Source organism: Pseudomonas sp. 5P_5.1_Bac1, from assembly GCF_025466015.1.
Taxonomy (GTDB): Bacteria; Pseudomonadota; Gammaproteobacteria; order Pseudomonadales; family Pseudomonadaceae; genus Aquipseudomonas.
In genome coordinates this window covers 1-23,391 of sequence record NZ_JANLNX010000088.1, presented here as the reverse complement: position 1 = coordinate 23,391, position 23,391 = coordinate 1, and the positions used below count along the sequence as shown (strand labels likewise).

Below are 23,391 nucleotides of genomic sequence, written 5' to 3'. Positions count from 1 at the left end.
ACCGCGCCCCCAAAAACCCCGCCGCGGGTGTGGGGGCGGGGTGCCGCGCCAAGGGCCGCAATTGATTTGACTGACAGGCATTAGCGCGGGGCAGCCTGTCAGCAAGCCGCGCTTATGGAACGCGGTCTCGGCGAGAGCAGTGCATGGCATCGGACCTTGTTGTTGTTGTTCTTGGATTGCCTGGCGCCAGAGTAAGAACAGACGAGGCGGGGATAAATCCCTGATTGCGCAAGTTGGGTTTTGGAAAAGGGGAAGTGTGGGGCGCCGCTGCGATAGCAAGCCCCGGAGAGGGCGTGCAACGACACGGACGCAGGGCCGAGCCGCCAATCGCAATCTGTTCAGAACCCCGCCCCTGTGCCAATCTGACACAAATTCTTACCCCGCCCGCCGGGGTAACCTGGAATGACCACAGGGGCAGCATGAAAAAAGTGAAGCTGGATCGCATCAACCGGGCGATCCTGGAAAACCTGCAGAACAACGCACGCATCAGCAACCTGGAGCTGGCGGAGAAGGTCAACCTGTCGCCCAGTGCTTGTCTGCAACGGACCAAGGCGCTGGAAGACGCCGGTTACATCCGGGCCTACATGGCCTCCATCGATCTTGACGCCATTTGCATCAATGTCATGGCCTACGTGATGTTCAGCCTGCGCGACCACGCCGGGCACTTGCGGGTGCAGTTCGAGCGGTTCGTCGCCAAGCGCCGGGAGTTGGTGGACTGCCTGAAGGTCGATGGCGAGTACGATTACATCGCGCTGGCGACCTGTTCCACCGTGGCGGATTTCAACACCCTCTGCGAGCAACTGTTGGACGAGAACCCCAACATCCTCAAGATCAGCAGCAACATCATCCTCGACAAGACCAAGTGGTTTGCCGGCTACCCGCTGGAAAACCTGATCTGGCGCGAGTGAGTTCGCTGCGCCTGCACAATCTGCGCTAAACCCGCGCATATCCCGCAGCAACTGCCGTCCACGGGCGGCAACTCGACCTTTTGCATTGTCGCGGCTACGGACAATAGCGGTCTTTTCCCAAAGGAGAACCGCGATGTCCGCCTCTGTGTTCGTCACCCTGGAAACCGCCCTCGGGGCCTTTACCGTCGAGTTGTTCGCTGAGTGTGCGCCGCTGTCCGTGGCGAACTTCCTGGCCTATGTGGACAGTGGTCGCTACGACGGCAGCAGCATCTTCCGGATCGTCAACCCGGACAACCAGCAGGCCGAGGATCCGGTGCGAATCAGCGTGATCCATGGCGGCACGCGGCCGCTGGCGGCGGACAACCTGCCGATGATTGCCCTGGAAACCACCGTGCAGACGGGTTTGAGCCACCGTCACGGCACCTTGTCGCTGGGGCGGGAGGCTGCTGACAGCGCCGAGGGCGACTTCTTCGTGTGCATCGGCGATCAGCCGCATTTCGATCACGGCGGTGCGCGTCATCCCGATGGGCTGGGCTTCGCCGCGTTTGGCCAGGTGTGCGCGGGGATGGACGTGGTGGAGGCGATCTGGGCGAGCGCGGGGGCCCAGGAATATCTCGCGGCCGACGAGGAAATCGCCATTCTTCGGGCGTTCCGCCAGACGCGGAGCTTGTGATGGAGCGCCTTGAGCTGTTGCGCGGCGAGTTGGCCCGGCGGCGTATCGACGCCTTTCTGGTGCCGCGCAGCGATGCGTTCCTCAATGAAGACCTGGCGCCCGCCGATGAGCGTCTGCACTGGTTGAGCGGTTTTACCGGCAGCGTCGGGCTGGCGGTGGTTACTGCTTCCGCGGCGGCGCTGCTGGTGGACGGTCGCTACACCCGCCAGGCGCGGCAGGAATGTGGCAAGCACTTCGAAGTGATTGCGCTGGACGATGGCGAGCTGTTTGCCTGGTTGCGCGGACAATTGGCGGCGGGTGCGCGCGTCGCGTGTGATGCGCGGTTGCACAGCATCGACGAATGCACGCGCTGGCAGGCGCTGGCACGGCAGGCCGGCTTGCACTGGCAGGAGCTGACGGAAAACCCCGTGGAGGCGTGCTGGCGTTATCGGCCCGCAGCGCCCGATAGCCCGGTGGTTGCCTGGGCGCTTGAACACGCGGGGATGACCGCCGAGGCCAAGCTGGAGCGATTGGCGGTCGCCCTTCGCGAGGCCGGTTGCGACGCTTTGTGGCTGCCGGCGCCGGACATGCTGGCCTGGCTGCTCAACGTCCGTGGACAGGACATCGCCATCGCGCCGCTGCCGCTCAGTTGCGGCGTGCTTGACGCCGAGGGTCGGCTGGAATGGTTCATCGAGCCTGAGCGCCTGCAACTGCCGGACAACGGCTTGCCCGCGACAGTGAGTGTGCAGTCGCCGGACAGTCTGTACCCGGCCATTGCCCGGCGCGCCGGGCAAAAGCTGTGGATCGACCGGCAATCCTGCACCGCCGCTGTGTACCGCCAGTTCCAGCAGGCGGACTGCGTTCTTCACGAGTCGCCGAACCCGCTGCTGCTCCAGCGCGCCTGCAAGCAGCCCGCCGAACTGCGCGGCATGCGCGAGGCGCACCGCATCGATGGCGTGGCGCTGTGCCGGTTTCTCTATGAGTTCCACTGCCGTTGCGAGCGCTTTCGCGGGCAGAGCGAGCTGTCGGTGGTGGAATCGCTGGAGCGCTGGCGCTCATTGCATGCCGACTACCGTGGCGTGAGCTTCGACACCATTGCCGCCGCCGGCGCCAATGGCGCGCAGCCGCATTACCTGCCGAAGCCGGGGAGGGCGGCGAAGCTGGCCTGGGGCGAACTGCTGCTGATCGATTCCGGCGGCCAGTACCCGCAGGGCACTACTGACGTGACGCGGGTGCTGGCGTGCAGTCCGCCCAGCGGTCGCCAATGCTTTCTCTACACCACGGTGTTGAAGGCGCATATTGCCTTGGCCAGTTGCCGCTTTCCCGCCGGCACCAGCGGCCAGCGCCTGGACAGCGTGGCGCGCCAGGCGTTGTGGCGCGAGGGCCTGGATTATGCCCATGGCACCGGACATGGGGTCGGCAGTTATCTTCATGTTCACGAAGGCCCGCAGCGCATCGCGCCCCACGCCAGCGACGTGGCCTTGCAGGTCGGCATGGTCACCTCGATCGAGCCCGGGGTGTATCTGGACGGTGAGTTGGGCATCCGCATCGAAAACCTCTACGAGGTGGTCGAGTGCGAGGCGCATCCGGGATTCCTGGCGTTCCGGGTGCTGACCCTGGCGCCGCTGGCCGTCGAGCTGATCGACCGCGCCATGCTCACGCAGGCCGAGGCGCAGTGGCTGGACGACTATCACCGCCAGGTCCACACCAGCCTGAGCCCGTTGCTGGAGCCCGAGGTCGGCGCCTGGCTGGCGCGGCAGACCGGCGTGAACAATTTGCCGTTTGAGGGCCGATAACCGCCGATTGTTTTTCCACGGCCCGGCAAAAGCGCAGTTAGCGCGCCGCCGGGCTGGCAACATGTTTCCTGCGTTCGCGAGCGCCTGACACAATTCCAATAATCGGTTCATCCCGTACTCGGGAGAGAACCACAGCCGGTCTAGAGGCGAGCATGAGCAGCAATGAAGAAGTGATTCCCGAGGGCTACGATCGACGGCCCGTCCCCCAGTCCGAAACCGTCTCCGGGGTCGGGCTGGCGCTGATTACCCTGGGCATCGGCATGACCTTGCCGGTGTTCTGGCTGGGCGCGGACGTGACCCAGAAAGTCGGTTTTTCCGCCGCGCTGGCGGTGTTCATCGGTGTGTGCGGGCTGCTCGGGGTGCTCTGCGCGCTGACGGCGCTGGTGGGCGTGCGGACTCGCCTGAGCACCTACATGGTGTTGCAGTTCTCCTTCGGTCGCCACGGCGCCAAGCTGATCAACCTGACCATGGCGGTGACCCTGCTGGGCTTCTACGCCGCCACCGCGGATATATTCGGCAGCACGGTGGCCAGCGCACTGCAGAGTGCCTGGGGCATCGTCACCCCGGCGTGGTTGCACTGCGTCTGGGGCAGCGTGCTGATGACGCTGATGGCCATTTATGGCTTGCGCGGCCTGGACCGGCTGTCGATCTGGTCGGTGCCGCTGATGGCGGCGTTCATGTTGTTCGCCTTGTACCTGGGCCTGCAGCGCACCGCGCCGGGGCAACTGACGGGCTTCGCCGGCGCGGGCGACAGCCTGGCACTGGTGATCGCCAGCACCATCGGCATGGTGATCCTGACCCCGGTGCTGATGCCCGACTTCACCCGCTACGCCCGCACGGAAAAGGACGCGCTGATCGCCATTCTCGGCATGGCGCTGGGCTTTCCCTTCGTGCTGAGCGTGGGCGGGGTGCTGTCGATCATCACCGGCCAGTCGGAAATCATGCTGGTCATGGCGGCCCTCGGCGTGCTGCTGCCGGCCCTCGCGGTACTGGTGTTCTCCACCTGGATCACCAACACCGCCAACCTGTATTCGGCGACCTTGACCCTGGCCACGGTCAACCGCGCCGCGAGCTGGAAGCTCACCCTGGCCGGCAGCCTGGTGGCAACGGCGCTGGCGGTGGGCGGTTTCATGAGTCACTTCCTCGATTTCATCATGACCCTGAGCATCGTCATTCCACCGCTGGCGAGCATCTACGTGGCCGACTTCTTCGTGGTGCGCCGGCAGCGTTATGACCTCGATGAGCTGGCCCGCTCGAAAGCCTTCGGCTGGCCGGCGCTGGCGAGCTGGGCGCTGGCCAGCGGGATCGCCTGGATGACCTCGTTCGAGGGCTGGACCTTGACCTCGCAACCCACCGTGGATTCGCTGCTGGTGGCGCTGCTCGCCTACCTGCTGCTGTACCGCTTCGCTCCCGTGAACCTGGCGCCGGCCTCGCACCCGAGCCGCTGACACCCGACCTGCAAGCGTGCTGATTCCGGGGATTTTTCCCCGGCGGGCGAAGCCATGCCCGCGAGATGCCCATAACAACGTTTAGCGGCCTGATTCGACCTTTTTTCTGCCAACCCAACGCCAATAACAACCTCAAGAAGTTCAGGAGCAGATCCTTTGAAACGCATTTCCTTCGTCTTGCTGAGCACCCTCGGATGCGCCGGCTTCGCTCACGCCGACATCTCCAGCACCCTGGCCCTGACCAGCGAATACCAGACCCGCGGCATCGGCTACTCCGGCAACAAACCCGCCTTGAGCCTGAGCCTGGACTGGACCGGCGACAGTGGCGCCTTTATCGGCACCTGGGCGTCGAGCACCGACAGTTTCAAGAGCGGCGATCCCTACGATGACGGCGCCAAAATCGAATGGGATTTCTACGGCGGCTACAACGGCCAACTGGAGAACGGCCTGCGCTATGGGGTGATCGGCTACTACTACTCGTTCCCCTCGACGAATTACAACATCAACTACACCGAGGTCGGCGCCAGCCTCGGCTACGGCAATTTCAACAGCTATTTCTACTACACCCCCGACTTGATCAGCTCGTCTCGGGCCTCGCGCTACGTTGCCGCCGACTACACCTTCAACCTGCCGCTGGACGTGAACCTGACCTTCCTCGCCGGGCACGCTTATGGCGATTACTACCGCCGCCGCGACGAGACCGGCGGCCACGAATACACCACCTGGGAAATCGCCCTCAAGCGCAGTTTCGGCCCCATCGACACCAAGCTGAGCTGGGTCGACACCGACCTGTCCGGGCGCTTCTACAACGACGGTGAATACCTGCGCAACGATGGCCGCCTGATCTTCGCGGTTTCCCACACATTCTGAGAACAGCCCCGGCGGCCCGTGGGCTGCCGGCTTTTGCAGCACTGCCGGAGGACTTATGACAATCCGTGTGGCTACCGATATCGGTGGCACCTTCACTGACCTGGTGTACCTGCAGGACGGCGTGATCAACGCCGTCAAGGCCGACACCACCGCGCCGCAGTTCGAACAGGGCCTGCTCGATGCGGTGGCCAAGAGCGGGGTCGACTACCGCGACATCAGTTTCTTCGCCCACGGCTCCACCGTGGTGATCAACACCCTGACCGAGCGCAAGGGCGTCAAGACCGCGCTCATCACCACCCGCGGTTTCCGTGATGTGCTGGAAATCGCCCGCGGCAACACCCCGGACATTTTCAACACCCGCTACCAGAAGCCGCCGCCCTTCGTGCCGCGCCACCTGCGCCTCGAAGTCAGCGAGCGCCTCAACCACCACGGCGACGTGCTCACGCCGCTGGACCTCGATCCGCTGCCGTCGATGCTCGACCGCCTGCGCGAGGAGGGCGTCGAGGCCATCGCCATCTGCCTGCTGCACGCCTACTGCAACCCGCGACACGAGCAGCAACTGATGGCCGCGGTGCAGGCGCACTGGCCGCAGGTGGCCGTGATCGCTTCGCACCAGGTCAGCCGCGCGCTGCGTGAATACGAGCGAACCAACACTACCGTGCTCTCGGCCTATGTGATGCCGGCCACCCGCGACTACCTCGACAACCTGTCCCGGCACCTTGGCGAACGCGGCCTGCGGCCCGAGCCGTTCATCATGAAATCCAACGGCGGTATCTCGCCGGTCCGCGCCGCGCGCCAGGACCCCATCAGCCTGGTGGAATCCGGCCCGGTCGGTGGCATGCTCGGCGCCCAGGCCTATGGCGAGCTGATTGGCGAACGCCAGTTGCTGGCGTTGGACATCGGCGGCACCACCGCCAAGTGCTCGCTGATCCACCAGGGCAAGGTGGAGATCAGCAATGATTACGTGATCGAGAAAGACGCGGTCAGCGCCGGCTACCCGATCATGACCCCGGTGGTGGACATCGTTGAAATCGGCAACGGCGGCGGTAGCCAGGCCTGGATCGACGCCGCCGGCAGCCTGCGTGTCGGCCCGCAAAGCGCAGGCTCGCGGCCCGGCCCGGTGGCTTACGGCCGTGGCGGCCAGGCGCCGACTACCACCGACGCCAACCTCTACACCGGGCGGATCAACCCGGACGACTTCGCCGGCGGCCATATCACCCCCGACCTCGACGCCGTGGAGCGCGCCTTCGCCCGGCTGGGCGAGCAGATTGGCGTGTCGCCGGGCCTGCTGGCTCATGGCGTGTTGCAGATCGCCAACGCCAACATGGTCAACGCGCTGAAGCTGATTTCCGTCAACCGTGGTCACGATCCCCGCGACTTCGCGCTGATGGCCTTCGGCGGCGGCGGCGCGTTGCATGCTTGCGCCCTCGCCACCGAACTGGGCATTCCGAAGGTGATCATCCCGCCGTTCGCCGGGGTATTTTCGGCCTGGGGCATGCTGATGCTCGACGCCCGCCGCGACTATATCCAGACCTACCTGCAAGGCCTCGACGACGCGCGCCTGGCTGGCCTCGCCGCTGCCTTCGAACGCCTTCAGGGCGAGGCCGTGGCCGAGTTCGGCAAAGACGGCATGGCCGGCGACACCCTGCGTTTCGAATGGCATATCGACGCCCGCTACAGCGGTCAGGAGCACACGGTCAAGGTGATGCTCGACGGCCTTGAACTGGAGGCGATCCTCGAACGCTTCCACACCCAACACGAACAGGCCTACACCTTCCGCCTCGACCTGCCGATCGAAGTGGTCAACCTGCACCTGGTGGCGTTCGGCGCGGTGCCGAAGTCACCGATGAACCCCATTGGCCGCACCGACGAGCCGTCGGCCGCCGTGGCGCTGTTCGGTCATCGCCGCGTCGAGTTCGAACCGGGGCAACCGCTGGAGACGCCGCTGTACCGGCGCTCGGCCTTGCTCCACGGCATGCGCATCGACGGCCCGGCAATCATCGAAGAAGCCACCACCACCACCGTCATGGGCCCGGCCGAGCGGCTGGAAGTCGATGCTTACGGCGGTCTTCACATCCACATCAACGTCCAGGAGCTGGCGCCATGAGCACGGCCAATCCGTTCACCCGCGAAATCATCAAGAACGCCCTGGTGGCCATCGGCGAAGAAATGTTCCTGGCGCTCAAGCGCACCAGCATGAGCCCGATCATCTACGAGGCGCTGGACTACGGCATCGGCCTGACCGACGCTCGCGGCCAACTGATCTCCCAGGGCAACGGCATCCCGGGTTTCATCGGCACCCTCGACGGCGCCGTGCGCAGCGTGCTCGACAAATTCCCGCTGGCCGAGATCCGTCCCGGCGACATGTTCATCACCAACGACCCCTATGCCGGTGGCGGCACGCACCTGTCGGACGTGTCGATGATCATGCCGGTGTTCCACGAAGGCCGCCTGCTGGCCTGGACCGCGAACAAGGCGCACTGGACCGAAGTCGGCGGCAAGGACCCCGGCAGCTTCAGCGCCGACGCCTCGGAGATCTACCAGGAGGGCCTGCAATTTCCCACCGTGCGCATCTACGATCAGGGCCGCATCAACCAGGCGCTGGTGGACATCATCGCCGCCAACGTGCGCCTGCCGCAGATGACCCTCGGCGACCTGCACGCCTGCGCCGCCGCCTTGCGGGTGGGCGAACGGCGCCTGTTGTCCATCGTCGGCAAGTACGGCGAAACCACCACCCTGGAGGCCATCGAACGCCTGCTCGAACACGGCGAGTCCATGGTGCTGGCGGCGTTCAAGGGTCTGCCCAAAGGTGTGTTCCATGCTGAAGACGTGATCGACGAAGATGGCCTGGGCAACGGACCGTTCACCGTCAAGGTGCGGGTCGAAATTGGCGAAGGGCGCTTCGTCGCCGACTTCACCGGTTCCAGCCTGCAAGCCCAGGGGCCGATCAACAACACCCTGTGCGGCTTGCAGTCGGCGGTGCGCGAAGTGTTCATGGGCGTCGTGCGCCCCGGCATCCCGGCCAATGCCGGCTGCTTCCGGCCCATCGAAGTGATCTGCCCGCCGGGAACCATCTGCACCGCGCAGCGCCCGGCGCCGGTGTCGGCATACTTCGAATCCATGGTCACCGCCGCCGACGTGGTGCGCCGCGCCCTGGCCGTGGCGCTGCCGGACCGGCTGATCGCCGGACAGCTCGGCTCGGTGTGTTCGATGGTGCTGAACGGCCGCGATTCGCACACCAACGAGGAATACCTGCTGGTGCAGCCGCTGGTGGGCGGCTGGGGCGCCGGCCACGACAAGGACGGCGAGAGCGGCCAGTTCTGTGTGGGCAACGGCGAAACCAGCAACATCCCGGTGGAACTGACCGAGCGCTGCTACGAAGTGCTGGTGGAGCACTACGGTTTCCACGACCAGGACGGCGGCGCCGGGCGCCACACCGGTGGGCGCGGCGTGCGCCTGGACTACCGGATCCTCTCGCGCAAAGCATGGATCTCGACCTTCTTCGGCCGCGGCATCACCCCGCCGTGGGGGATCGATGGTGGAGGAGAGGGCTCTTGCAACTTTGCCGAAGTCATCCGCACGGACGGCCAGAAACAGCGCTTCAGCCGCGCCAACCGGGTGGCACTGGAGCAGGGCGATCTGCTGCGGCTGGTGACGGCCAACGGCGGCGGCTGGGGGCCGGCGGCGGAGCGCAACGTCGAGGCGATCCGCGCGGATATTCGGGCCGGGTATATCTCGCTGGAGCAGGCGCGGCGGGATTATCCGGGGCAGATGGCGGTGCTGGCCGGATGAGTTAAGGGGGCCCGGCTGGAGGCGGGGTCATGCCGTCAGACCTTCCGCGCCCATGAGATCCAGCGCCGCCCGCGCGGCGCTCGATCTTGAGCGCGCAGAAAAGCGCCCTTCCAGTATTTGGTCGCCACTACCCGGTTTCCTGACAGGCGCCTCATGGTCTTCATACCGTCATGCGCTGTTGCGAAATCTTTCGCAAACAAATAATAATAATGAAATCAATTCCCATTTGAGACGTCCGCCATGTCGGCCGATTCACCCGCCCTGAGCGCCGCCGTCGGCGTGCTCTACGTTGAACACAGTTCCTGGCTGCGCGGCTGGCTGCACAAGCGCATGGGCAGCCACAGCGATGCGGCCGACCTGGTGCAGGACACTTTCGTCAAAGTGATCAAGGCGCGTACCGCGCTGGATATCCTCGAACCCCGGCATTACCTGACCACCGTAGCCAAGGGCCTGATGATCGATCAGTTCCGCCGCCGCTCGCTGGAGCAGGCCTACCTGGAAACCCTGGCCAGCCTGCCCACCGGCCAGGTGCCCAGTTCCGAGGCGCAGGCGATCCTGTTCGAGACGCTGGTGGCGCTGGATCGGATTCTGTCCGGGCTGGGGGCCAAAGTGCGCCAGGTGTTCATCCTGTCCCAAGTCGACGGCCTGGCCTACGCGCAGATCTCGCGCCAATTGGGGATTTCCCTGCGCTCGGTGAACAACTACATGGCCAAGGCCATGGAGCATGTCTGCCTGATGCAATGGGAGGCCGACGAGTGAGCGCGCCGACACCCGCCCAGCGCGAAGCCATCCGCGATGCTGCCCGCTGGTATGTGCAACTTTCATCGGGCAGCACCAGCGCCGAACAACAGGCGCAGTGGCAGCGCTGGCACGACAGCGACCCCCTCCATCAACTGGCCTGGCAACGCATGCAAGCGGTAAGCAGCGATTTCGCGGGCCTGCCGCGCCGGCTGGCGTCGTCGACCTTGCTGGGCGCCGGCCAGGTCCGGCGGCAAGTGCTGTACGGCCTGGCGCTGTTGCTCGGCGGCGGGGTGTTCGCCTCGCTGGGCTGGCGCAGCGACACGCGCCGCGAATGGATGGCCGACCAGCGCAGCGCCGTGGGCGAGCGTCGAACCGTGCAACTGGCGGACGGCAGCCGCCTGCTGCTCGACACCGACAGCGCCGTGGACGTGCAATTCGACGGGCAGCAACGCCGGCTGGTATTGCGCCGCGGGCAGATTCTGGTGGAGACCGCCAGCGATGCCGCGGCGCGACCGTTCATGGTCGACACCCGCCACGGTCGGGTGTTGGCCCTTGGCACTCGCTTCACCGTCAGCGTCGATGAGCGCGGCAGTGAAGTGGCGGTGTTGGACAAGGCCGTGCAGGTGTCGGCCGCGAGCGCCCGGCAGGTGCGCCTGGAAGCCGGTCAGCGTGTGGTGTTCAGCCCGGCGGGCATCGGCGCGGTACGCGATAACGATGCCTCGGTCGCCGCCTGGCAGGACGGCAGCCTGATCGCCATCGACCAGCCGCTGGGCGAGCTGCTCGCCCAGTTGTCCCGCTATCGCCCCGGCATCCTGCACTGCGACCCGGCGGTGGCAGGCATGAAGATTTCCGGCGCCTTCCCGGTGACCGACACCGACCTCGCGTTGACCGCATTGCAAAGCGCCTTCCCGCTGACCGTACAGCGCCGCACCCGCTACTGGGTCACGGTAATGCCGCGCGGCTGAAACCCCGCGGCAAAAAAATACTTTGCGCGGGCGTGCACTTTTGCCCGCGCTCAATCGGCTCTGTTCCCCATCTGCTAACTGAGTGTTTTTGGGGAAGGAAACATGCGTGTGAAACATCGACCACAGACGGCCTTGGCCCTGGCGATCCACCTGGCATTGGGCGGCGTGCTCGCGCTGCCGGCGGTTGCGCTCGCCGAGCAGGCGGGCAGCGTGCAGACCCGCGCCTACGACATCGCGCCGGGTCCGCTGACCGAGGCCCTGAGCCGCTTCGCCAGTGTTTCCGGTGTGGTGTTGTCATTCGATGGCGCCAGCACCCAGGGTCGCCGTTCGCCGGGGCTGCGCGGTGAGCACAGCATCGCCAGCGGCTTCGCCAGCCTGTTGGCCGGCAGCGGTTTGCAGGCCGTGCGCCAGAGCAGCGGCGTCTACCTGCTGGTGGCCGGCGGTCGTGGCGACGGCTCAATTGAACTGGGGGCGACCAGCATCACCGGACAGGCCCTCGGCACCACCACCGAGAACACCGGTTCCTACACCACCGGCGCGGTGACCATCGGCAAGAGCGAGCACAAGCTCAAGGACATCCCGCAGACCGTCAGCGTCATGACCCGCCAGCGCATGGACGACCAGAACATCACCAACCTGCCGGACCTGTTCGCCAATGCTCCTGGCATGGTCTTCTCGAAAAGTCCGGGCACCGGTGGCTTCATTTCCTCCCGTGGTTTCGAAATCGAAGCGATGCAGTACGACGGCGTGCCGCTGACCCGCGGCGTCTATGCCCTGGGCAGCTACCTCAACGAATCCACCGCCTTCTATGACCGGGTGGAAATCATCCGCGGCGGCGCCGCGTTGTTGCAGGGGGCCAACAGCCCCGGCGGTGCGGTCAACTTCGTGCGCAAGCGCGGCCAGGCCAAACCGACCGTGACCCTCACCGGCCAGGCCGGATCCTGGGATCACTACGCCAGCCAGGTGGATGTCGGCGGCCCGCTGAACGAGGCGGGCACCGTGCGCGGGCGGGCGGTGGTCGACTACGACACCAGCGGCTCGTTCATCGACTACGTCAACAGTTGGGACCAGAAGGTCTATGCGGCCCTCGACGTCGACCTGTCAGAAGACACCACCTTCGGCATCGGCGTGAGCAACCGCACCTCCCACTTCCGGCCAATGGTCGCCGGCCTGCCACGCTACCGTGATGGCGGTGATATCGAGCTGTCGCGCTCGACCTACACCGGCTCCGACTGGAACCGCGGCATGATCGAGCAAAGCGCGCTGTATGCCGATCTCGAACACCGTTTCAACGATCACTGGAGGCTCAAGGCCGCGGTCACCGCGATCAATGAGCACAACAAAATGACCTACGCCTATACCGTGGCCTTCCAGGATGGCCAGGGCGGCGTGCTGCCTGACGGTAGTGCGTTGAGCAACTGGCAGTACGCGACCGACTTCGAATCGCAGAACCGCGGTGCCGACATCTTCGTCAGCGGCGACTACAACGGCTTGGGGTTCGACCAGGAAGTCGTGCTCGGCGCCAACTATTCCAGGCTCACCAGCGACGACACCATGGCCCGGGTCATCAGCGCCGGGGCGAACATCTTCAACCTCGACAACCACTTGCCCTGGCAGGATTACGACAGCCTGGCGGCCGCCGGCACGCGGACCGACAGCAACTACGAAATCGTCCAGAAAGGCATCTACGGCACCTGGCGGGTCAAGCTGGCCGATCCGCTGACCCTGGTGCTGGGCGGGCGCACCAGTTGGTATTCCTACGACTACAGCGCCAAAATCTACAACCGCAACGTCTTCAGTTATGACACCAGCAGCCCCAAGGCCAACAACGGCGTGGTCACGCCCTATGCCGGCCTGATCTATGCGTTGAACCCCGAGTGGTCGGCCTATGCCAGCTATGCCGACGTGTTCATTCCACAGAGTGCGCTGGGAATGGGCGGCTCCACCCTGGAGCCGATCACCGGCAGCAACTACGAGCTGGGCCTCAAGGGCGAGTTGCTCGAGGGCCGGCTCAATACTGCCATCGCACTGTTCCGCTACGACAACGAAAACCGCGCCGTGACCATCCCCAACACCACCGGCCAGTGCAACGGCTCGAGCTGCTCGGAAGCCTCCGGCAAGGTCCGCAGCCAGGGCCTCGAAGCGGAAATCAGCGGCGAAGTGCTGGCCGGTCTGCAAGCCAGCGCCAGCTACACCTACAACACCACCAAGTTCCTTGAAGACGCCACTTACCAGGACAAAGTCTTCAGCACCTGGACGCCCAAGCACACGGTGCGCCTGTGGGCCGACTACACCTTGCCGGACGCGTACAAGCAGTTCAGCGTCGGCGGCGGGGTCAACACCCAAAGCAGCACCATCAGCAACGACCGCAAGTTCGACCAGCCAGGCTTCTCGGTGTGGAGCGCCCGCCTGGGCTACAAGGTCAACGACGAAATCGCCCTGGCCCTCAACCTCAACAACCTGTTCGACAAGGTCTATTACCTCCCGGCCTACAGCCAGTTGAACGCCAACAACTACTACGGCGACCCGCGTAATTTCATGGTCACCGTGAAGTACACACCGCAGTTCTAACGAGGGTGCCGGGGGGGGGGCGCCTTCGGGCGCGCCGGTTTCCTCGAGCGCTTCACATGAACAAGATCGTCTCAGATCCACCTGTCCCAACACCTCGCCATTCCCACTTCGGCGCCTGCAAAGGCGCGCATGGCCCCGCTGTTTTCCGTGCGCCCGGACGCCGAGGCGTCGAAGAAACTCCAGGCATTCCGCAACGAAGCATCAAGACGCGCTTGACCCGGATCAAGACCCTCGCGGTCAGCGCGGGTTAGCGTGGTGTATCGCCAAGCCCGGAACAGGAGGCGTCCCCATGGCCAAACCCTTTCCCCTCAACCCCAAACACCCCGAGCGAGTCTGCTGGGGGTGCGACCGCTACTGCGCCGCCAGTAAGCTCGATTGCGGCAATGGCGCCGACCGCACCATGCACCCGGCCGAGACCTTCGGTGACGACTGGCATGAGCAGGGCGATTGGGGGTTGCCGCCATCGGACGCCGGCGACGAGAGCCCGTCGCCCTGAAACCCGATCTTTACAGGCGCGGGTGATGGCGTAGATCGGCCCCTGGGCGATCATCCCGCGCTGCACACTTCCAGCCCTTTCGTCATCGCCGTGGCCCTGCTGCTCGACCGGCTATCCCGCCAGGTCTTGCAGCGCCGTCGCGTACGGGCGACAACCTGACGAAAAATCCCACAATGGCTGTTGGATAAGCGCCGCGCCGGCGTGCATCATGCCAACGATGCACGCCGGCGTTGCGGTTTCCGCCACTTCTCCGGTCACACCAGAACAAGATCGAATGAGGCCGCGACGTGGTTGAAAGAAGGCATTTCAGTGATGCCCTGCAGGGCTCCAACCTGCGCTTCACGGGCGAGAAAGGGCAACCGGCCATCGCCCAGGGCCGGGTCGGTTTTATCCTGCTCGAGCATTTTTCCCTGCCGGCCTTCACCCAGGCCCTCGATACCCTGGTGACCGCCAACCTGATCCAGGCGGCATCCTTCACCACCCGCACCTTTACCCTCGATGGCGGTTCTCGTGTCAGCGACCTGGGGTTGGTGATCTGCCCGGACGCCCCGTTGAATGCCGCGAGCCTGGACGATCTGGATCTGTTGGTGGTGTGCGGCGGCTTGCGCACGGTGCTCAAGCCGATCCCGGAACTGACCCAGATCCTCCAGCGTGCCGCCGAAAAGCAGGTGGCGCTGGCCGGCCTGTGGAATGGCGCGTGGTTCCTCGGCCAGGCCGGGCTGCTCGATGGCCACCGCTGCGCCGTACACCCCGAACACCGCGGCGCCGTCGCCGAGATCGCCAGGGACAGCCAGGTCACCAGCGAAAGCTACATGGTCGACCGCGACCGCCTCACCGCCGCCAGCCCGGCGGGGGCGTTCCACATGGTGCTGGAGTGGATCAACACCTTGCATGGCCGTGGCATGGTCGACGCCATCGTCGATATCCTCGCCTTCGAGGAGTCCCGCTACCGCCGAGCGCGACCGACCCTGCACGAGAAAATGAGCGAGCCGCTGCGCGAAGCCATCAACCTGATGAGCGCCAACATCGAAGAGCCCCTGAGCCAGGATCAACTGGCCCATTACGTCGGCCGTTCGAAACGGCAGATCGGCCGGTTGTTCATGACCCAGCTCGGCACCACGCCCGTACGCTATTACCTGGAACTGCGCATCACCGAAAGCCGGCGACTGTTGCAGCATTCCGACCTGCAACTGATCGAGGTCGCCCTGGCTTGCGGCTTCGTCTCGCCCAGCCACTTCAGCAAGTGCTATGCGTCGTTCTACGGCTACGGGCCGTCGAAGGAGCTTCGCCATGGGCTGGTGAAGGGCAAGAAGGTGGACGAGGTGAAGTGAGCGAGGGGCAGAATTGCGGGTGTTGCTGACGGCCCCATCGCCGGCAAGCGGAGTGCCGCCTTTAACCAATCACATACTGCAACACCACCTCCAGCGGATGACGCAACTGCTTGTCCGCCAGTCGCTTGACCTGGCTACGGCACGAATACCCGGTCGCCAGCGGCTCGCCTTCCTTCTCCAGCTTGCCGGCCCAGGACTGCTCGAAAATGGTCTTCGAGGTTTCCTGATTACGCGCTTCATGACCATAGGTGCCAGACATCCCGCAGCAGCCCGTCGCTTCGGTCGCCAGTTTCAGGCCCAGGCGCGCGAACACTTGCTCCCACTGTTTGGTGCTGGCCGGTACGTTGGTCTTCTCGGTGCAGTGGGCCATCAGGCGGAAGTTGGCCGTCTTGCCGCCGACGTGCTCGGGCAGCACATCCATCAGCCATTCCTGCGGCAACAGCACGTTCGGGCAGCCTTCCAGGCCGGGGACTTTCTGGTATTCCTGGCGATAGACCAGGGTCATCGCCGGGTCCAGGCCCACCAGCGGCACGCCGCAGTCGGCCAGGGCCTTGAGCTGGGTGCCGTTGCGGATCGCCGCTTTGGCGAAGGCGCCAAGGAAGCCTTGCACGTGCAGCGGCTTGCCGTTGGCGCTGTACGGGGCGAGGAATACGCGGTGGCCGAGGCGGTGGGCGAGGTCGATGAACGACGCCAGCAGCGGCGTTTCGAAGTAGCGGGTGAAGGCGTCCTGGACCAGCACGATGCTGCGCTCGCGCTGTGCCGGGGTCAGTTCGCGCAGGGCCGGTACGCTGGCGGCGCGGACGTTGCAGCGGGTCAGGGTGGCCTGGAAGTTGAAGCGGCTGATCAGCGGGCTGTCGACCATGCCGATCTGGTCCGCCAGCAGCTTGCTCACCCATTTCGAGCCCATCACCGCGTTGTACAGCCCCGGCGCGTGGGCCAGGTACGGAATGGTGAACTCCAGCGAGCCGATCAGGTAGTCGCGCAGCGGACGTTGATAACGCTTGTGGTACAGCTCGAGGAAGCGCGAACGGAAGTCCGGCACGTTGACCTTGATCGGGCACTGCCCCGCGCAGGACTTGCACGCCAGACAGCCGGCCATGGCGTCGTAGACCTCATGCGAGAAATCGGCCTGGCCGCGTTGCTGGGCGCGGCTATTGCGCAGGCGTTGCGGCAGGCCCTTGAGCCAGGACGCCTTGTTTTGCGCTGCGGCCAGCACGTCGATATTGGCCGCGCCCTGCAGGCGCAGCCATTCGCGGATCAGCGAGGCGCGGCCCTTGGGCGAGTGACGGCGTTCGCGGGTGGCTTTCCACGACGGGCACATGGCGTCGTCGGGGTCGAAGTTGTAGCAGGCGCCGTTGCCGTTGCAGTGCACCGCGCTGGCGTAGCTTTGCCAGACACGCTCGTCGATCTGCCGGTCGTGCTCGCCACGCAGCGGCGCTTCGTTAACCTTGATCAGGCCCTCGGCGCTGTCCGGCGGGGTGCAGATCTTGCCGGGGTTGAGCTGGTTGTGCGGGTCGAAGGCGCCTTTGAGGCGTTGCAGCGACGGGTACAGCGCGCCGAAGTAGGCCGGCACGTATTCCGAACGCAGGCCCTTGCCGTGCTCGCCCCAGAGCAGGCCGCCGTAGCGCTGGGTCAGCGCGGCCACGGCATCGGAAATAGGTTTGACCAGCGCAGCCTGGGCCGGGTCTTTCATGTCCAGCGCCGGGCGCACGTGGAGCACGCCGGCATCGACGTGGCCGAACATGCCGTAGGTCAGGCCGTAGCCGTCGAGCAGGGCGCGGAACTCGGTGATGTAGTCGGCCAGTTGCTCCGGCGGCACCGCAGTGTCTTCCACGAACGGCTGCGGGCGCACTTCACCCTCGACGTTGCCGAGCAACCCCACCGAGCGCTTGCGCATGGTGTAGACCTTGGTCACCGCGGCGGAACCTTCGGCCAAAGTGTGGCCGAGGCGCTCGACGCTGCGGTCGGCCTGCAGGTGGTCGATAAAGGCGGCGACCCGGGCGTTGACCTCGTCCGGCTGATTGCCGCAGAACTCCACCAGGTTGATGCCCAGGGTCGGCTTCTCCGGGTCGGCCGGGAAGTATTCGGCGACGCTGTGCCAGACGATGTCCTGCATCGCCAGCATCAGCACCCGCGAGTCCACCGTCTCGATCGACAGCGGCTTGTGCGCCATCAGCGCATTGGCGTCGCGCAGGGCGTCCATGAAGCTGACGTAGCGGACGTTGACCAGCACCGCGTATTTCGGGATCGGCAGCACATTGAGCTTGGCCTCGACCACATAGCCCAGCGAACCCTCGGCGCCGCACAGCACGCTGTTGAGGTTGAACAGGCCGGCGGCGTCGCGCAGGTGCGCGAGGTCGTAGCCGGTCAGGCAGCGGTTCAGTTTGGGGAAGGTGCTTTCGATCAGCTCGCCCTGGGTTTCCTGGATCTCGCGGGCCATGCGGTAGACCTCGCCGACCCGGCCGGGCAGGGCGCAGGCGGCGTCCAGCGCGGCGTCATCGATCGGCAAGCTGTGCAGGCGCTCGCCGCCGAGCAGCACGCTGTGCAGCTCCAGCACGTGGTCGCGGGTCTTGCCGTAGGTGCAACTGCCCTGGCCGCTGGCGTCGGTGTTGATCATGCCGCCGACGGTGGCGCGGTTGGAGGTGGACAGCTCCGGGGCGAAGAACAGCCCATGGGGTTTCAGCGCGGCATTGAGCTGGTCCTTGACCACCCCGGCCTGGACCCGTACCCAGCGTTCCTCGACGTTGATTTCGAGGATGCTGTTCATGTGCCGCGACAGGTCGACGACGATGCCGTCAGTCAGCGACTGGCCGTTGGTGCCGGTGCCGCCGCCGCGCGGGGTCAGCTTGATCTGCTGGAAGCGCGGCTCGGCCATCAGCGTGGCGACCCGCGCCACGTCGTCGGCGTCCAGCGGGAACACCGCGGCCTGGGGCAGGCGCTGGTAGATGGAGTTGTCGGTGGCGAGCACGGTGCGGGTGCCGTAGTCGGTGCTGAACTGGCCACGGAAACCGGCGGCGCGCAGGGCATCGAGAAACGCGGTGTAGTCGGTGGCGGGTGCGCTCACCGGCAGTTGGGCGATCATCACGGGATGGCCTCTTTATAGGTCGGGCTAATCATGAATACCTGACATCAAGGTATGGTCAGTACGTCGTCAGGTAGTGGATGATGCCAATGATTCCCGAGTCTTGCGCGGCGCACAAACGGATAATGGCGCGGCCTTTGATGAGTTTTATGAATGAATTACCGAAACTTGACCCCGTCGATGTCGCTGCTCCTGGCATTCGAGGCCGCGGCCCGGCATGAAAGCTACACCCGCGCGGCGGTGGAATTGTCCCTGACCCAGAGCGCGGTCAGCCGCCAGGTCCAGGCCTTGGAGCAGCAACTGGGGGTCATCCTGTTTCGCCGCGAAGGCCGCACGGTCAAGCTCACCGAGGTGGGACGGCTCTATCAGCGCGAGATCAGTGAGGCCCTGGGCCGGATCCGCAGCGCCACCCTGCATGCCATCGCCCACCAGGCTGGCGGTGGCAACCTGCGCCTGGCGACGCTGCCGACCTTCGGCTCGAAATGGCTGCTGCCGCGGCTGCACGAATTCTATCGCCGCCACCCCGAAGTGCTGGTGCACATCAATTCCCGGATCGAACCGGTGGACTTCGCCACCAGCGGCATCGACGCCGCCATCGTCGTTGCCAGCGGCGACCAGCCGGGGCTGATCTGCCACCGGCTGCACGCCGAGGAACTGGTGGTGATCCTGTCACCGGCGCTGGCGGCCTCTCGCGAGGTGTGGACGCCCGAGGCGATCAGCCGTCAGCCGTTGCTTAGCGTCGCCAACAACCCGCATGCCTGGGGCGACTGGTTCACCCACCATGGCCTGGCCCATCAGGCCATGCGCCTGGGCCCGAGTTTTGAACTGACTTCGCACCTGATCCAGGCCGTGCGCGCGGATATCGGCATCGGCCTGGTGCCGCGGATCCTCATCACCGATGAACTGGCCGACGGCACGCTCGCCATCCCGGTGCAGCCCTATGCCAGCGCCCGCAGCTATTACCTGGTGTACCCGCCGCGCAACCAGTCGCTGCCGGCGCTGGAAGCGTTTCGGGGGTGGTTGCTGGAAGAGCCGGATATGCGGGTTTGAGGGCGCTGAAAAACCAGCGCCCGGTCGCCAATCACCTCACCGATCCTGATCCAGCACCAACGGCAAATACAGGTTGGCAATCGACAACAGTGGCCGCTGATCCTCTTCCAGTGATGAATACAAGGTCAGCGAGAACAGCCACTCACCCCCTTCACGTTGCGGGTTGACCTGCCCATACCAGGTGTCCACCGCTGTCTGCAGGTTACCCGCCGTCCCATCATCGAGAATCTGGTTGGGATACAGGTACACCGGAGTCTCGCTGACCAGCCCGTGGCTCGGGTCCTCCGGGTCGGTTGCCAGTTCATAGGCATAGGCCACGCCGAGGGTGACGCTCAGTTCACCCGCGCTGGCGGCGGCACTGAACAGGGTGTCGAACGCGGTTTGTAGCGCGGCGCTGACGGTGGTCGGTGTAGTGCTCAGCGGCACGCGCTGGTCCCAGGCGTTGAACGGCGTTGCGACGCTGGCGGCTTCCACCCGGTCGGTCTGGAAGACGAACGCCGGGTTGGTCGCGGGGCCGTCGGCACCGAGCAGTTTCTGGTTGCGCCGGACCAGTATCGAGCCGGTCGCGTTCTGCCAGCGAGCCACGTTGAGGCCGACGAAACTCAGGCTGAAGGTGGGCCAGGATGCCGGCACCTGGGCATCGTCCGGCACCCGGTACAGCGACTCCGTCGCCGAAACCTCCTCGCGCAGCAAGGTGACACTCAGGCCCGCCGCGGTGAGGGCGGCGACCTCTGGCCAGTTGCCGTCCGGGCCGATGTCGGCGCTGGCGGCGGTCAGGCTCAGGCTGGCGACTTCACGGCTGCCGACCTCCGGACCGTCGCGGTCGGTTACCCGCGCCTGGAAGCTGAACTGGTCGCTGTCGCCGCTCTGCGCCAGGGTGTTCGGCGTGCTGACCAGGCGCTCGGTCCATTTGCCGGCCACGGCGCTGGCGAGGTCGCGCAAGGTATCCGCGGCATTGCTCTGGGTCGGCGTCAGTGGCCCGGTGTCGGGCAGGGCGCCGAGGATTTCCCAGAGCGGATCGGCCACTGCCACATAGCGCGCCAATTGCACGAACAGGTCTTCGTCACTGGTGGCAAGGAGCATTTGCTGGCCCGGGCGCAGGTTGTAGCGGAAGGTCAGGCTGACATCGTCCTGTTCGGCGTGTTCGTGGGAGTAGGTAAAGCGGTGATCCCACAGCGGCATGCTCGCCAGGGTGGCCGGGCTGTCTACCCGCAGGTTGGCGCGCAGGCGCTGGCTGCGCAGGTTCTGCCGCAACTCGGGGCTGAGCGCGGTGGCCGTGGCGCGCTGCTCGACGATCACCGGCAACGCCGGGAAGTTGCGCAGCGGGATCGGCACCGAGACTTCGCCCAGGTGGGTGGTCAGCGCAGCCGGCAGGTTGGCGCCACCCAATGGCGGCACGAAGGTCAGCCACTGCGAGGCGGCATAGCCATCGGGCAGGCCGGCGGTGCTGATATTGCGCTCCATGTCGGTGATGCCGAAGGCCATGTTGGCGGTGACCGCGCGGTGGGTGGCCGGGTCGGATTCGGTCAGCAGCAAGGTGATGAAGGGCGAGAAGTCGGTCAGCCAGCACTTGCCCGCGCTCATGCTCCACGAGCGGTCTTCGCCGCCGCTGGTGACCTGGACGCCGCCGTACAGATCGGCCGGCAGCAGGCCGCTGGCGGCGTCTTGCCACGGCGAGGTCACGCTGCGGTTCAGTTGCACCAGGGTCGAGGCGCTCCAGGCTCGCGACAGGCTGACCCCCAGTTGTTGCTCCAGGGTGGTGGCCGCCGCGGCCTGACCGCTGACGGTGTCGGGATCGCTGATTTCCAGCACCGCTGCCAGGCCTTCGGGGATCGAGCCGGCGAGGCTGCGCTTGACGGCCACCAGGTCGCTGAGGGTCTGCCGGGTGTCCACGCTGCGGTACAGCGCGGCGGCGTTGCTCGCCCCGAGAATGCGGTCGACATCGGAAAGGAAGCGGCTGGCCCACGGCTCGACATCGATGCCCTGGAAGTCGCGTTCGCTGCTTGCCGTGGACAGCGTGCCGTCCGCCAGCAAGGCCTGGATCGGTACGTCCTGGCGGCTGACCAGGCTTTTGTACAACGGGGTCAGGGCGAAGAAGCGCGGCTGCGGTCCCGCCGCGCCGGGCACCGTGGTGGTGCCGGCGATGGTCAGGGCGCTGATGCCTGCCGGGCCGAAGTCCACGGCCCAGAGGTCGCGGCTGTCTTCGAGGGCGCGGCCGGTGGCGATGCGTAGTTGCGGCAGTGCGGTACGCATGGCGACGATAAAGGCGTTGAAGGCCAGGCCGCCGCCTTCATCCTCGGCCACCGGTGCCTGCGGCGCCGGGATCAGGCTGCTGCTGGTGGCGACACCGCTGTCATCGTCGGCGGCGAAGTCCGGGTTGATCAGCGCCGCGGGACGGCTCAGTTGCAGATGGACACTGAGCGGGAATGACGGTCCCGGATAAGGGCCCTGCGCACCGATCGGCAGGCTGATGCGCACCGTGGCCGGTGGCACCAGGGCCCGTGCGTCGGCGGCGAACAACGGTTGATCGAGGTTGGCCGGGGTCTCGACGATGACCTGGGCGTTGACCTGCACGCCGGCTTCGGCGAAGCGCACGATCAGGCTGTTCAGGCAGTCGTTGGCCTGGGTCTCGACCTGCACCTCGCTTTGCGGCGCAGCGAGGCTGACGCCGGCGGCGATCAACCCCGGCGTGCCGGCGTTGGCCAAGGCCAAGGCCCCGGCGGAAACTCCCAGCAGCGCGGCAATCTGCGCCGGCGTGGTGGCGCTGGCGAACAGCGCTGGCGGGCAGATCAGCAGGGCATTGCTGGCCAGGGCACTGCTGTTGTCGCCGATGCTGGCGAGCAGGTCCGCCAGGGTCGCGCCCGGAGCTTGCTGCTGGAGTTGGGCCAACGTTGCGGCGAGGCTCTGGCCGCTGCTAGCGGTGGTGATGCTGTAGCTCACTCCGGACACGGCGATGAGCAACGTCACCCCGCCGGCGATCAGGCCGGGCATGTCCAGGTTGGCGTCGGCCAGGGCCTGGCTGGCGTCGGCAACGCCCCAGTCGAAACGCGGCGCGATGCTGTCGAGGCTGTCGCCGGCCTGCACGCTGTAAGGCACACGAAGCGCGCTGTCCGGCGCCGGCCAGGCCACCCGGCCGGGCAGGGCGAAGGCGCCGTCGGCGGGCACCGCCAGGTCCGGGTTGGCCTGCAACAGCAGTTCGGCCGGGCAGGCGTGGGCGTCGGCGAACTGGTGCAGGGTCTGTGCGCCATCGGCGGCGATGCCGGCACCGTCGTTGAAATCCCCCAGATACAGCAGGGTGCCCATGTCGAACAGGTTCAGCGTGGCGGTGTTCAGCGCCGCCAGCGCGGCCTGGTCGAGACCGCTGCCATTGTGGGCCAGCGTGTCGTCATGGCCGGCGACCCACACGGTGCTGGAAATCATTTGGCTGGCCTGGAAAATCCCCGGCAGCGCCTGATGACTTTGCCCCAGGTCCGCCGCAGTGACGTTGACGCCCTGGCTGGCGAATGCCGCGCAGACATCCAGCAGCGAGCGGATCGGGTTGGGCGCATCGCTTGTGGTGACGGTGATCGAGACCAGGGTGTCGTCGGACACGGCCACCGCGAAAGTGAAGCCCGGCGTGAGGATGGCCGCGCTGGCGTTGTCGCTGGCCAGCAGGCCCGGCAAGGTGCCGAGGGCGTTGGCCAGGGTCG

The 23,391-nt window shown here is 65.9% G+C and carries 15 protein-coding genes; 13 read left to right on the top strand and 2 right to left on the bottom strand.

Translation table 11 applies throughout. The features are described 5' to 3' along the window. Positions 1-419: 419 nt before the first annotated feature. From NTD82_RS18380 to NTD82_RS18325, 12 genes are all read left to right on the top strand, one after another. On the top strand, positions 420-908 hold the full coding sequence (locus NTD82_RS18380) for an Lrp/AsnC family transcriptional regulator (protein ID WP_095156755.1): 489 nt from the start codon (positions 420-422) through the stop codon (positions 906-908). 133 nt (positions 909-1,041) lie between these two features. Then, positions 1,042-1,581, top strand: a complete 540-nt coding sequence (locus NTD82_RS18375) for a peptidylprolyl isomerase (RefSeq protein ID WP_262129713.1) — start codon at positions 1,042-1,044, stop codon at positions 1,579-1,581. Beyond that, positions 1,581-3,356, top strand: a complete 1,776-nt coding sequence (locus NTD82_RS18370) for an aminopeptidase P family protein (protein ID WP_262129712.1) — start codon at positions 1,581-1,583, stop codon at positions 3,354-3,356. Before NTD82_RS18375 ends, NTD82_RS18370 begins: the two co-directional genes overlap by 1 nt. Before the next feature lie 152 nt (positions 3,357-3,508). Next, complete coding sequence (locus tag NTD82_RS18365) at positions 3,509-4,804, top strand: purine-cytosine permease family protein (protein WP_095156758.1); 1,296 nt, start codon at positions 3,509-3,511, stop codon at positions 4,802-4,804. A 156-nt stretch (positions 4,805-4,960) separates the two neighbouring features. Then, positions 4,961-5,674: a TorF family putative porin gene (locus tag NTD82_RS18360; RefSeq protein ID WP_262129711.1), complete on the top strand. Its 714-nt coding sequence runs from the start codon at positions 4,961-4,963 to the stop codon at positions 5,672-5,674. 55 nt (positions 5,675-5,729) lie between these two features. Beyond that, on the top strand, positions 5,730-7,781 hold the full coding sequence (locus tag NTD82_RS18355) for a hydantoinase/oxoprolinase family protein (protein ID WP_262129710.1): 2,052 nt from the start codon (positions 5,730-5,732) through the stop codon (positions 7,779-7,781). Then, positions 7,778-9,466, top strand: a complete 1,689-nt coding sequence (locus NTD82_RS18350; protein WP_262129709.1) for a hydantoinase B/oxoprolinase family protein — start codon at positions 7,778-7,780, stop codon at positions 9,464-9,466. Before NTD82_RS18355 ends, NTD82_RS18350 begins: the two co-directional genes overlap by 4 nt. A 240-nt stretch (positions 9,467-9,706) precedes the next feature. Further along, a complete protein-coding gene (locus tag NTD82_RS18345) occupies positions 9,707-10,225 on the top strand; it encodes a sigma-70 family RNA polymerase sigma factor (RefSeq protein WP_095156762.1) in 519 nt (172 codons plus the stop codon). Next, complete coding sequence (locus NTD82_RS18340; RefSeq protein ID WP_262129708.1) at positions 10,222-11,172, top strand: FecR domain-containing protein; 951 nt, start codon at positions 10,222-10,224, stop codon at positions 11,170-11,172. Before NTD82_RS18345 ends, NTD82_RS18340 begins: the two co-directional genes overlap by 4 nt. A 102-nt stretch (positions 11,173-11,274) precedes the next feature. Then, complete coding sequence (locus tag NTD82_RS18335; RefSeq protein ID WP_262129707.1) at positions 11,275-13,743, top strand: TonB-dependent siderophore receptor; 2,469 nt, start codon at positions 11,275-11,277, stop codon at positions 13,741-13,743. Positions 13,744-14,032: 289 nt separating this feature from the next. Then, positions 14,033-14,239, top strand: a complete 207-nt coding sequence (locus tag NTD82_RS18330) for a DUF3079 domain-containing protein (protein WP_262129706.1) — start codon at positions 14,033-14,035, stop codon at positions 14,237-14,239. 287 nt (positions 14,240-14,526) lie between these two features. Beyond that, positions 14,527-15,570 carry a GlxA family transcriptional regulator gene (locus tag NTD82_RS18325; RefSeq protein ID WP_262129705.1) on the top strand — a complete coding sequence of 348 codons (1,044 nt, stop codon included), beginning with the start codon at positions 14,527-14,529 and terminating at the stop codon, positions 15,568-15,570. A 61-nt stretch (positions 15,571-15,631) separates the two neighbouring features. Here NTD82_RS18325 and NTD82_RS18320 read toward each other — a convergent pair whose 3' ends face one another. Beyond that, positions 15,632-18,652, bottom strand: coding sequence for an FAD-binding and (Fe-S)-binding domain-containing protein (locus tag NTD82_RS18320; protein ID WP_262129714.1), 3,021 nt, complete (start codon positions 18,650-18,652; stop codon positions 15,632-15,634). Between the two features lie 153 nt (positions 18,653-18,805). Between NTD82_RS18320 and NTD82_RS18315 the strand changes: the two genes are divergently transcribed. After that, entirely contained in the window at positions 18,806-19,702 is an 897-nt protein-coding gene (locus NTD82_RS18315) for a LysR substrate-binding domain-containing protein (protein WP_262129704.1), read from the top strand. Positions 19,703-19,738: 36 nt separating this feature from the next. On the opposite strand, the gene NTD82_RS18310 is transcribed toward NTD82_RS18315, so the two are convergent. Further along, positions 19,739-23,391: LysM peptidoglycan-binding domain-containing protein (locus NTD82_RS18310; protein WP_262129703.1), on the bottom strand; the 3,653-nt coding region annotated here is incomplete at its 5' end.

Coding starts and splice junctions, on each gene's coding strand:
- NTD82_RS18380 (WP_095156755.1), top strand. CDS start 420: ATGAAAAAAGTGAAGCTGGATCGCATCAACCGGGCGATCCTGGAAAAC.
- NTD82_RS18375 (WP_262129713.1), top strand. CDS start 1,042: ATGTCCGCCTCTGTGTTCGTCACCCTGGAAACCGCCCTCGGGGCCTTT.
- NTD82_RS18370 (WP_262129712.1), top strand. CDS start 1,581: ATGGAGCGCCTTGAGCTGTTGCGCGGCGAGTTGGCCCGGCGGCGTATC.
- NTD82_RS18365 (WP_095156758.1), top strand. CDS start 3,509: ATGAGCAGCAATGAAGAAGTGATTCCCGAGGGCTACGATCGACGGCCC.
- NTD82_RS18355 (WP_262129710.1), top strand. CDS start 5,730: ATGACAATCCGTGTGGCTACCGATATCGGTGGCACCTTCACTGACCTG.
- NTD82_RS18350 (WP_262129709.1), top strand. CDS start 7,778: ATGAGCACGGCCAATCCGTTCACCCGCGAAATCATCAAGAACGCCCTG.
- NTD82_RS18345 (WP_095156762.1), top strand. CDS start 9,707: ATGTCGGCCGATTCACCCGCCCTGAGCGCCGCCGTCGGCGTGCTCTAC.
- NTD82_RS18335 (WP_262129707.1), top strand. CDS start 11,275: ATGCGTGTGAAACATCGACCACAGACGGCCTTGGCCCTGGCGATCCAC.
- NTD82_RS18330 (WP_262129706.1), top strand. CDS start 14,033: ATGGCCAAACCCTTTCCCCTCAACCCCAAACACCCCGAGCGAGTCTGC.
- NTD82_RS18320 (WP_262129714.1), bottom strand. CDS start 18,652: ATGATCGCCCAACTGCCGGTGAGCGCACCCGCCACCGACTACACCGCG.
- NTD82_RS18315 (WP_262129704.1), top strand. CDS start 18,806: ATGAATTACCGAAACTTGACCCCGTCGATGTCGCTGCTCCTGGCATTC.